The 10,132-nt window shown below is 65.5% G+C and carries 9 protein-coding genes and 1 pseudogene; 7 read left to right on the forward strand and 3 right to left on the reverse strand.

Features of this window, described 5'->3' with window-relative positions; translation table 11 throughout:
- Positions 1-117 precede the first annotated feature (117 nt).
- Complete coding sequence (gene hglS, locus ACQ4OD_RS25955) at positions 118-1,503, forward strand: 2-oxoadipate dioxygenase/decarboxylase HglS (RefSeq protein ID WP_430945190.1); 1,386 nt, start codon at positions 118-120, stop codon at positions 1,501-1,503.
- 63 nt (positions 1,504-1,566) lie between these two features.
- Here the strand turns inward: hglS and ACQ4OD_RS25960 are convergent, their stop codons facing one another.
- The 3 genes and pseudogenes from ACQ4OD_RS25960 to ACQ4OD_RS25970 all read right to left on the reverse strand — a co-directional run bounded on the left by ACQ4OD_RS25960 (position 1,567) and on the right by ACQ4OD_RS25970 (position 4,657).
- The gene (locus ACQ4OD_RS25960) at positions 1,567-2,436 is read right to left on the reverse strand and encodes a methyl-accepting chemotaxis protein (RefSeq protein ID WP_372241264.1); all 870 of its coding nucleotides are present in this window, start codon (positions 2,434-2,436) and stop codon (positions 1,567-1,569) included.
- Positions 2,434-3,546: pseudogene (locus ACQ4OD_RS25965) on the reverse strand (Cache 3/Cache 2 fusion domain-containing protein); the annotation flags it as partial. The pseudogene ACQ4OD_RS25965 and the gene ACQ4OD_RS25960, both read right to left, overlap by 3 nt.
- Positions 3,547-3,727: 181 nt before the next feature.
- Positions 3,728-4,657 (reverse strand): LysR substrate-binding domain-containing protein, encoded by a 930-nt coding sequence (locus ACQ4OD_RS25970; RefSeq protein ID WP_102683038.1) that lies wholly within the window; start codon positions 4,655-4,657, stop codon positions 3,728-3,730.
- Between the two features lie 155 nt (positions 4,658-4,812).
- Here ACQ4OD_RS25970 and ACQ4OD_RS25975 point away from each other — a divergent pair, with 155 nt between their 5' ends.
- The 6 genes from ACQ4OD_RS25975 (at position 4,813) to ACQ4OD_RS26000 (ending at position 10,072) form a co-directional block, all read left to right on the forward strand.
- On the forward strand, positions 4,813-6,201 hold the full coding sequence (locus tag ACQ4OD_RS25975) for a NorM family multidrug efflux MATE transporter (RefSeq protein ID WP_198754937.1): 1,389 nt from the start codon (positions 4,813-4,815) through the stop codon (positions 6,199-6,201).
- A 352-nt stretch (positions 6,202-6,553) separates the two neighbouring features.
- Positions 6,554-6,766 (forward strand): DUF1127 domain-containing protein, encoded by a 213-nt coding sequence (locus tag ACQ4OD_RS25980; protein ID WP_011531561.1) that lies wholly within the window; start codon positions 6,554-6,556, stop codon positions 6,764-6,766.
- 297 nt (positions 6,767-7,063) lie between these two features.
- A complete protein-coding gene (locus ACQ4OD_RS25985) occupies positions 7,064-7,381 on the forward strand; it encodes a DUF2388 domain-containing protein (RefSeq protein WP_102683036.1) in 318 nt (105 codons plus the stop codon).
- Between the two features lie 86 nt (positions 7,382-7,467).
- Positions 7,468-7,761 carry a DUF2388 domain-containing protein gene (locus ACQ4OD_RS25990; RefSeq protein WP_139674573.1) on the forward strand — a complete coding sequence of 98 codons (294 nt, stop codon included), beginning with the start codon at positions 7,468-7,470 and terminating at the stop codon, positions 7,759-7,761.
- A gap of 35 nt (positions 7,762-7,796) precedes the next feature.
- Entirely contained in the window at positions 7,797-8,117 is a 321-nt protein-coding gene (locus ACQ4OD_RS25995; RefSeq protein ID WP_430945191.1) for a DUF2388 domain-containing protein, read from the forward strand.
- Positions 8,114-10,072, forward strand: coding sequence for a DUF4105 domain-containing protein (locus tag ACQ4OD_RS26000; protein WP_139674576.1), 1,959 nt, complete (start codon positions 8,114-8,116; stop codon positions 10,070-10,072). Before ACQ4OD_RS25995 ends, ACQ4OD_RS26000 begins: the two co-directional genes overlap by 4 nt.
- Positions 10,073-10,132 lie beyond the last annotated feature (60 nt).

The following is a 10,132-nucleotide window of genomic DNA, read 5'->3' on the forward strand; positions in this document are numbered from 1 at the left end:
GATAGGGCCGTCAAGATCGATCAAAAATGGAATGAAACCCGCACTTTTTTTCGCTTGTATGGCATCTCCATTCCCAGCTTTCATGTAAGTGTCCTCCACTCACCCAGGAAGCTTGCGATGCCCGCCCACGATTTCGTCAGCCCCGACAGCATCCGTGCGCAGTTCTCTGCCGCCATGTCGCTCATGTACAAGCAGGAAGTCCCCCTGTATGGCACGCTGCTTGAACTGGTGAGCGAAACCAATCGGCAGGTCATGGCCGCGCAGCCCAAGGTGGCCGAGGCCCTGCGCTGGACCGGCGAGATCGAACGTCTCGACCAGGAGCGCCATGGCGCCATCCGCGTGGGCACCGCCGAGGAGCTCGCCACCATCGCCCGCCTGTTCGCGGTCATGGGCATGGCGCCGGTCGGCTATTACGACCTGAGCTCGGCCGGCGTACCGGTGCATTCCACTGCGTTTCGTGCCGTGCACGAGCAGTCGCTGCATGTCAGCCCGTTCCGCGTGTTCACTTCGCTGCTGCGCCTGGAACTGATCGACAGCCCGCAACTGCGCACACTGGCCCAGGGCATTCTCGACAAGCGGCAGATCTTCACTGCCCGTGTACTGGAACTGATCGCCCAATGCGAACGCGATGGTGGCCTGAACGCGAGCGATGCCGAGGCCTTCGTCCAGGAAGCGCTGCACACCTTCCGCTGGCACCAGGACGCCACCGTTACCGCCGACCAGTACCAGCAACTGCACGACCAGCACCGCCTGATCGCTGACGTGGTGGCGTTCAAAGGCCCCCACATCAACCACCTGACACCGCGCACCCTGGACATCGACGCCATCCAGCTCGGCATGCCGGCCAAGGGCATTCCACCCAAGGCCGTGGTCGAAGGGCCACCCACCCGCCGCCAGCCGATCCTGCTACGCCAGACCAGCTTCAAGGCCCTGCAGGAAAAGGTCGCTTTCAGCGATGCCCAGGGCAGTCACACGGCGCGCTTCGGCGAGATCGAACAACGCGGCGCAGCGCTGACGCCCAAAGGGCGCCAGCTGTACGACCGCCTGCTGGACGCGACCCGCACGGCCCTGGGTGGCGTGCCTGCCGAGGCCAATGCCGAACGCTACATGACCCTGCTCGCCGAGCATTTCGCCGAGTTTCCGGACGACCTGGGGCAGATGCGCGAACAAGGGCTGGCCTACTTCCGCTATTTCGCTACCGACAAGGGGCTGGCGGCACGCGGGCAGCCCGGCGGCCCCACTACCTTGCAAGGGCTGATCGACGCCGGGCATGTGCATTACGAGGCGCTGGTGTACGAGGACTTCCTGCCGGTGAGTGCGGCGGGGATCTTCCAGTCCAACCTGGGGGATGATGGCCAGGCCGACTATGGCAGCAATGCCAATCGGGATGCCTTCGAGGCAGCGCTGGGGCTGATGGTGCAGGACGAACTGGCGTTGTATGCCCAGAGCGAGCGCCGCTCATTGCAAGCGTGTGCGCAGGCGTTGGGGCTGTCGGCCCTGTAAACGTCATCGCGGGCAAGCCCGCTCCCACAGGGTCGGTGGGAGCGGGCTTGCCCCGCGAAAGTTTTAGCGGCCCACTCGGAACCGATCCACTTCCTGGCGCAACTGCCCCGCCAGTCCTTCCAGCTCGCGGGCCGTCATGGCCAGTTCATTGGCCACATCGCGCTGTTCGCTGTTGGCCTGGGCGATGCTCTGCAGGTTGCGGCTGAGCACCGTCGCGGTGCTGCTCTGCTCCTGGGTCGCGGTGCTGATCACGGCGAACTGCTCGCCCGCCACCCGGCTCTGCTCATCGATGCGCGCCAGGGCTTCGGCCACCTTGTCGTTGCGCGCCAGGCCTTCCTGCATCAGCTGGTTGCCCTGCTCCAGCGTGCTGATGGCATGGCCGGTCTGCTGCTGGATGCTGGCGATCATGCCCGAGATCTCGTCGGTGGCCTGGCGGGTGCGCGCGGCCAGGCCGCGGACCTCGTCGGCGACCACGGCGAAACCACGACCCTGCTCGCCAGCCCGGGCCGCTTCGATGGCGGCATTGAGCGCCAGCAGGTTGGTCTGCTCGGCAATCGAGGTGATCACGCCGACAATGCCGCCGATCTCCTGCGAGCGAGCGCCCAAGGTGTCCATCACACTGGCAGTACCGCCCAGTGCCTCGGCGATCTGCCGCAGGGAAACCGAGGCTTCGTCCATGGCGCTGCGACCGATACGGGTCTGCTGCGCGTTATCGCGGGCCATGCGCTCGGTCCCGGCCATGTTGTCGGCAATGTTCATCGAGGTGGCACTGAACTCCTCCACCGCACCGGCCATGCTGGTGATCTCGCCGGACTGCTGGTCCATGCCCTCGCAGGCGCCGGACGACAGGCCCGACAACGAGCGGGCACGGCCACTGACCTGGTCGGAGGCGGCACGGATATGCTCGACCATGGTCGCCAGGGCATCGCCCATCTGGTTGAAGCTGCGGGCAAGCTGGCCGATCTCGTCATGGCTGGTGACGCTCAGGCGGGCATTCAGGTCGCCAGCGCCGAGGGCTTCGGCCTGGCGCACCAGGTCGCCCAGCGGGCGCAGTTTGCGGCGCAGCAGCCAGAGAGTCGCGGCCACGGCCAGCAGCATCGCCAGTACGCTGCCGATGGCCAGGCGCAGGCCGACGCTCCAGGTCACTTCGCGGATCTCGCCCTCGGGCATGCTTGCCACCACGGTCCACGGCCCCTCGGCGAACGGCTCGGTGACGCTGAACAAAGGCTCGCCGGCACCGGCCCAGAACTGCCCTGCCCCCGGTTTGATCGCCTTGACCGCCTGGGCCGCCGCCTCGCCGTCGCGCACCTCGGCCGGCGGCACCAGCCACTTGCCCTGCTCGTCCAGCAACGCCAGCGAACCGGTCTGGCCGATGCGGAAGCGCTTGAGGTTGGCGAACTGGGCGTTCTGCGCGTCGGTGTAGTCGAAGCCGACGAACAGCACTGCGATCACCCGGCCACCGCTATCGCGCACCGGCACATAGCGGGTCATGTAGTTGCGCTCGAACAGCACGGCGCGGCCGACGTAGGTCTGCCCGGCTATCAGTTTCGGATAGGCCGGGTGCTGGCGGTCGAGCTGGGTGCCGATGGCGCGGCTGCCGTCCTGCTTGGTCAGGCTGGTGCTGATGCGCACGAAGTCGTCACCGCTGCGCACGAACAGGGTCGCAACACCGGCCGTCATCTGCTGGAACTCGTCGACCTGGTGGAAATCGTTGTTCAACAGGTGGTCACCCAGGTACAGCGCAGGCGTCGCGGCACCTGCGACGTTGACCGTTTCCCCCGCGTGCAGCGCCAGTCCGCTGGCGAACCGCCGCTCGAACAGGCCGCTCAGGCGCTGGGTATTGTCCTTTAGCGAACCGTGGAAGGTATCGAGCTGATCGGCCAGCAGCCGCGCCTCGCTGGCCAGGTGTGCTTGGCGCGTGGTGAGGTTGGCGTCGTCCAGCGAACGCAGGGCGAACAGGGTGCTACCGGTGATCACCAGCGCCAGCACGATGGCGAGGGCAATCCCGAGCTGCGAGGCGATTCGGGCACGCGGTTGAGACATGGCAAGGCTCCTGGCAAGAGGCCGGGATCGTCCTGATCACGCTGACCGCCCGCTGCATATCGACGGGGAATCGCGTCCTCTTCCGGGACGCTGGTGCAAGTTGATCGGCGTCTGTAGGAAATACTTGAGTGCGGGACCGGGATATTCGCAAACGTTTTCTTGCCGTGGCCTCACAGGGTTGTCAGCCCTGTGCCGACAGGATTTGCACAGCCGGCAAATCCATCGCCGCCGCCTCCTCCTGCAAAAACACACTGAGCCGGCGCAACCGCTCCCCGCCCGGCCGGGTCCGTGGCCACACCAGGTAGTAGTCCATGCCGCTGGCTACCGCAGTCGGCCAGGGCAGGCTCAACCGCCGCTGCGCCACATCCTCGGCCACCATCAGCAGGTCGCCCATGGAGATTCCGTAGCCCCGCGCGGCGGCGATCATGCCCAGCTCCAAGGTGTCGAACACCTGCCCACCCTTGAGCGAGATCTTGTCGGTCAGGCCCATGCGCGCCAGCCAAGCCCGCCAGTCGCGCTTGTCCGGCGTGGGATGCAGCAGCTCGATACCGGCCAGGCGCCGCTCGTCCCAAGGCGCATCATCGAGCAGGTCCGGCGCACCTACCGGAATCAGCAACTCGGAGAACAACCGGCGCACTTCCCAGTCCGCCGGGAAGCTGCCATCGCTGAGCAGCACTGCACAGTCGAACGGCTCCTGGTTGAAGTCGACATGGTCGACATCCATCCAGGCACTGGTGAGTTGCACCTCGTTGCCGGGCTGCAGATGGCGGAAGCGACTCAGGCGCGCCAGCAGCCAGCGCATGGTCAGGGTTGAAGGGGCCTTCATGCGCAGGATGTCATCTTCGCCGCGCAAGGTTTCGCAAGCCCGCTCCAGGGAAGCAAAACCATCACGCACACCAGGCAGCAGCATGCGCGCGGCTTCGGTCAGCTGCAAGCTGCGGCCATTGCGCACGAACAGGCGACAGGCGAAATGCTCCTCCAGGGTGCGGATATGCCGGCTGACCGCGCTCTGGGTAATCGCCAGCTCTTCCCCGGCGCGGGTGAACGAGCTCAGCCGAGCAGCGGCTTCAAATGCGCGCAACGCATAAAGCGGAGGCAGTTGGCGAATCATGGCGCACCTATCATACGGGAGCTGGATCGGTGCCAATGATCATACAGGCATGAGTCAGACTCATGACACCGATCGCATTTATCCTTTTGTGCAAAGCTGACCGAAGCCTCAGAATCGACGGCTCGCTTCCAGAATCATCAAGAAGGACCGCCCCCATGCACGTCGCGCCCACCACCGAACTCAAGGCTTTGCTGCGCCTGGCCGGGCCGCTGATCGCCTCGCAGTTGGCGCACATGCTGATGGTGCTCACCGACACCCTGATGATGGCCCGCATCAGCCCGCAGGCCCTGGCCGGCGGTGGCCTGGGCGCGGCGAGCTACTCGTTCGTGTCGATCTTCTGCCTGGGCGTGATTGCCGCGGTGGGCACGCTGGTGGCCATCCGCAAGGGCGCCAACGACATCGAGGGCGTCACCCGCCTGGCGCAGAGTGGCCTGTGGCTGGCCTGGGGCCTGGCGCTGGTCTCGGCACTGGTGATGTGGAACCTCAAGCCGGTGCTGCTGTTGTTCGGCCAGAAGCCGGAGAACGTCGACTCGGCGATGCAGTTGCTGACCCTGCTGCCGCTTGCCCTCCCCGGCTACATGACTTTCATGGCCCTGCGCGGTTTTACCAGCGCCCTAGGCCACTCGACCCCGGTGATGGTCATCAGCCTGGTGGGCACGGTGTTCAACTACCTGTTCAACCACGCCCTGATCGAGGGCATGTTCGGCCTGCCCAAGCTGGGGCTGATGGGTATCGGCCTGGTCACTGCGGTGGTGACCCTGCTCATGGCCATCGCGCTCGCACTGTATATCCGCTGGCACAAGGCCTATGCCGCCTACCCGCTGCGCAAGGGCCTGCTGCGCCCTTCCCTGCCGGCACTGCGCGAGCTGTGGCGGCTGGGCCTGCCGATTGGCGGCACCTATATGGTCGAAGTTGGTCTGTTCGCCTTTGCCGCCCTGTGCATGGGCGTGCTCGGCAGCACGGAGCTGGCGGCGCACCAGATCGCCCTGCAGATCGTCTCCACCGCGTTCATGGTGCCGACGGGCCTTTCGTATGCGGTGACCATGCGCGTCGGCCTTTATTACGGCGCCGGCAACTTGCTGGCGGCCCGTAGCGCCGGGCGCGTGGGCATTGGTTTTGGCGCATCGCTGATGTTCGCCTTCGCGGCACTGTTCTGGTTGCTGCCGGATGCCCTGGTCGGGCTGTTCATCGACCGCAACGACCCGGCCTTCGCCGCGATCTTCATGCTGGCCGTGCAATTGGTGATGGTGGCGGCGTGGTTCGAACTGTTCGATGGCGTGCAGACCATTGCCATGGGCTCGATCCGCGGCCTGAAGGACGCCAAGACCACCTTCCTGATCGGCCTGGTGTGCTACTGGCTTGTGGGTGCGCCAAGTGCCTGGCTGTTCGCCTTCACCTTCGGTGGCGGTGCACAGGGTATCTGGTGGGGGCTGGCCCTGGGTCTGGCCTGCGCAGCGGTGGCGCTGACGTTCGGCTTCGAATGGCGGATGAAGCGGCTGCTGGGCAAGGCTGAGCGTGCACGGCGGGCAGCATTGTCGGTCTGAGCCCCCGGAGCCGCTGCGCGCGCCATCGCCGCGCGGGCGGCGCTCGATTTCACAAGCGCCGCAACTGTATCGCTGAACACTTTGAAGTCAGCATCCATCTAAAACTGTACTACTGTACTGCTATATACCTCACTTCCTGCCGACCATTTCCCTGCCAACACCACAAAACCGCACCAAAAAAGTGCGCACCAGTACAGTTCCCTCAATAACCGGTGCAACAGTCGCTTTCAACAGTTAACTGGCCCATCACAATACACCTGAACTGTACCTACTGTTCTGGACGAGAGAGGAGGAAGATGGGCACCAGTTAAATCACTCCCTAATGCCGCCACAAGCGGAAGGATGACACATCATGGAACGTACCCTCAGTTCCGACCTGGTTTTCGAAAACGCCCAAGCTTCCAACGCCGCCCTGCCGCTGCGCGTCCTGTCCACCCTGGTACTGTGGCAGCGCCGCATGGCCAGCCGCCGCCAACTGGCGCGCCTGGACTCCCGCCTGCTGGCCGACGCCGGTATCAGCGAGTCGCAGCGCTACGAAGAGCTGAGCAAGCCTTTCTGGCGCTAAGCGCCGGCCGCCGGCCCAGGCCGGCACCGTGAATTCTGAAGAACCCGCCGCAGGCAACTGCGGCGGGTTTTTTGTTTTAAGCCGCGCAGTAGAGCACTTGCGCACGCAAGCGTAACAGTTTTATAAAACTAAAATTCTATAGATACAGTTACGATTTGATCTGTTTTTCGCGCCCAGGCGTCAGAACCGCCGCGTGTTACGCTTGTCTTACGCGCCTGGCATATAAAGTACCGTGACGAGCCAAGCGAGCGTCCGATAACCAGAACCACCCTTGACCCTGTGCAGGAGTCCACCAACATGTCCCGTTATCACCTGATTGGCGCCGCCTTGCTGCTGTCCCTCACCGGTGCCGCCCACGCCACCAGCTTCGTCGTCACCACCGATGCCGTCGTCGGCGCCGTAGCCGCCTCGACCGATGCCACGTCCGATATCTCCTCCTCGTTCCGCGACGACAAGATCGTCAAGGCCGCCCGTGACGATGCCGCCAGCTTCGTCGGCAGCGATGGCGCCATCCGCGGCGCCAAGCTGGAAAGCGCATTCGTGCACATCCGCCAGCAGTTGCCGGCCCTGCAAGCCAGCGATGCACAGCTGGCGCGCGCCATCCTCGCCATCTGACCTTGCCCTTGCCCCGGATTCACTGGCCCCGAGCCGTGCATCCGGGGTAGCCTTCGCAGCCCGAGACAATCGCCACTTCAAAGCCCATGCGTTACCTACTGCTTTCCTTTGTCGCCCTGGCCTGCATGAACAGCGCCCAGGCGATGGATGCCACCACCCAGAGCCTGGTCATCACGGGTTACGTCACCAGCCAAGTGACTGCCGCCCCCTTCGACCGCAAACGGATCGTCGCGGCCCGTGACGATGCAGCCGCGTTCGTCGCCAGCGACGGCCTGATCCGTGGCGCCCGCCTGGAGGCGGCGTTCGACGCCCTGCGCCACGGCAGCGCCCGGCACTCTGTCGGCGACCGTGAACTGGCCGAGGCGATTCTCGTCCAATAACTACACCCGCTCCCTTGTATTTCCGGAGATGCTCCATGCGTAAACCGCTGATCGCCGCCACCCTCGGCATACTGCTGCTCGCCGACCTGGCCCAGGCACACACCCTGGTGGCCACCAGCAACATCATCGTCCGCGCCTTTGGCCGGTCGATCGACTTCACCTCCGACACCACCACCTCGATTCGCGACTCGAAAGTGGTGCGTGAAGCCCACGACGACGCCGCCAGCTTCGTCGCCAGCAATGGCGACATCCGCGGCGCGCAGCTCGAAGCCGCCTTCGACACCTTGCGCGCCCGTGTGCCCGAAGCCCGCGACGCCAGCGACCAGGTGCTGGCCGAAGCCATCCTCGCCCTGTGAAGCGCATGCGTGCCTGGCTGCTGGGCTGCGCCCTGACGCTGCTTGGCACGCCCGCCCTGGCCGATCTGCAGCTGGTGCTGCAGACCGACGGCCTCGACCCTTCGCAACGGCAGGCCAGCCAGGTGCTGCTCGACGAAGCCATGGCCAAGCTGCCACCGCGCTTCAAGCAGCAACTCGACCGGCAGATCCTGGTCAGCTGGACCACACGCATGCCCGAGGATGCCTATGGCCAGGCCTCGCCGGTCGCCAGCCTGGATCTAAACCGACGCCTGCTACCGGGCCTCGTGGATGGCAGCGCCGCCCGCGAGAAGACCAACCGCCCCCATGGCACCGTCCGCGAAGAACTGCTGGCCACCGTGCTCCACGAGCTGACCCATATCTATGACCGCGCCCGCCTGTGGCCGGAGGCTGAGCGCCAGCTGATCAGCCGCTGCAAGCGCCAGCAGGGCGCGCTTGGCAAAGTCGGCCTGCCGCAGGACTGTCGCGGCCAGGCCGAACGCCGCTTCACCTTGAGCGACGACCCGCGCCTGCTGGACCTGGCCGGCTGGCCGCAGTACGTCGGCCGGCGCGGCGAGCGCGAGCAGCACAACGGCCAGCTGGTGCGCAGCCCGGACCCCTACGAGCTGAGCAGCCCGAAGGAATTCGTCGCGGTCAACATGGAGTACTTCCTCCTCGATCCCAGCTACGGCTGCCGCCGGCCGGCACTGAACCAGTACCTGCGCGACCACTTTGCCTGGGCGCCGCAACAAGATGTCTGCGCCAAGGGCCTGCCGTTCCTCAACGCCGGCAACGACTTTGCCCGCCAACCCTTGGGCGAGATCGACCCGGAGCGGGTCTACGAGGTCGACTACCTGCTGGCAGAAGCCAACCAGAACTGGGTCAGCCGCTGGGGCCACAGCATGCTGCGCCTGGTGATCTGCGCCCCGGGCCGCCCACGCGGGCCGGCCTGTCGCCTGGACCTCGACCAGAGCCTGGTGCTGTCGTACCGCGCCTTCGTCAATGATGTGCAGCTGTCCAGCTGGGACGGCCTGGTCGGCGCCTACCCGTCGCGGCTGTTCGTGCTGCCGTTGGGGCAGGTGATCGACGAGTACACCAAGACCGAGCTGCGCAGCCTGGCCTCGGTGCCGCTCAAGCTCAGTCGCGCCGAGATCGAGAACCTTGTGCGCCAGGCCGCCGAGATGCACTGGAGCTACGACGGCAACTACTACTTCCTGTCCAACAACTGCGCGGTGGAGTCGCTCAAGCTGCTGCGCAGCGGCACCGGCAATCCACGCCTGAATGACCTGGACAGCATCATGCCCAACGGCCTGCTCGAGGTCATGAAGGGCAGGGGGCTGGCCAATACCAGCGTGCTCGACGATCCACGCGAAGCCCTGCGCCTGGGCTATCGCTTCGACTCTTACCGCGACCGCTACCAGGCGATGTTCGAGGTGTTGCGCAAGCAGCTGCCAATCAAACAGACGACGGTGGAAGACTGGTTGGCGCTGGACGCCGAGCAGCGCCGCCAGTGGTTCGACCGCGCCGACCTGCGCACCAGCGCGGCCTTGCTGCTGCTCGAACAGGCCGGGCTGCGGCGCCAGCTGCTGCTGGCCCAGGATGAGGTCAAGCAACGCTACCTGAACGGGCGGGCACTCAAGGACGGCAGTTTCGACAAGGCCAACGAGACCTTGCAGGCGATGCTGGCCAACAGCGGCTTCCTCAGCCGCCCGGCGGAGCTGCTCGGGGCAGGGGGCTACGGCCTGCCGCAGCCGGAAGAGCGCAAGCAACTGGAACAGGTGAGCAGCGAGCGCCAGGCACAGCTGCTGCGCCTGAGCACCGACCTCGACCAGCAGGTGAGGGCGCTGCTGGGGCCCGAGCGGGGCCGGGAAATCAAGGCGGTGGAGGCCAATATCAAGCAGGTGGGCGAGCACCTGAGGGCGTTGCACAAGGCGGCCGGGGGGTTGCAGCTGCCCTAGTACATGGCAGGTCAGCCTCTATCGCCGGCAAGCCGGCTCCCACAGGGATCGCATAACCCT

The organism is Pseudomonas sp. WC1, from assembly GCF_050586565.1.
Taxonomy (GTDB): Bacteria; Pseudomonadota; Gammaproteobacteria; order Pseudomonadales; family Pseudomonadaceae; genus Aquipseudomonas.

What these genes read in the sequence shown, in the direction of transcription:
- hglS (WP_430945190.1), top strand. Translation starts at nt 118, where the DNA reads ATGCCCGCCCACGATTTCGTCAGCCCCGACAGCATCCGTGCGCAGTTC.
- ACQ4OD_RS25960 (WP_372241264.1), bottom strand. Translation starts at nt 2,436, where the DNA reads ATGGGCGATGCCCTGGCGACCATGGTCGAGCATATCCGTGCCGCCTCC.
- ACQ4OD_RS25970 (WP_102683038.1), bottom strand. Translation starts at nt 4,657, where the DNA reads ATGATTCGCCAACTGCCTCCGCTTTATGCGTTGCGCGCATTTGAAGCC.
- ACQ4OD_RS25975 (WP_198754937.1), top strand. Translation starts at nt 4,813, where the DNA reads ATGCACGTCGCGCCCACCACCGAACTCAAGGCTTTGCTGCGCCTGGCC.
- ACQ4OD_RS25980 (WP_011531561.1), top strand. Translation starts at nt 6,554, where the DNA reads ATGGAACGTACCCTCAGTTCCGACCTGGTTTTCGAAAACGCCCAAGCT.
- ACQ4OD_RS25985 (WP_102683036.1), top strand. Translation starts at nt 7,064, where the DNA reads ATGTCCCGTTATCACCTGATTGGCGCCGCCTTGCTGCTGTCCCTCACC.
- ACQ4OD_RS25990 (WP_139674573.1), top strand. Translation starts at nt 7,468, where the DNA reads ATGCGTTACCTACTGCTTTCCTTTGTCGCCCTGGCCTGCATGAACAGC.
- ACQ4OD_RS25995 (WP_430945191.1), top strand. Translation starts at nt 7,797, where the DNA reads ATGCGTAAACCGCTGATCGCCGCCACCCTCGGCATACTGCTGCTCGCC.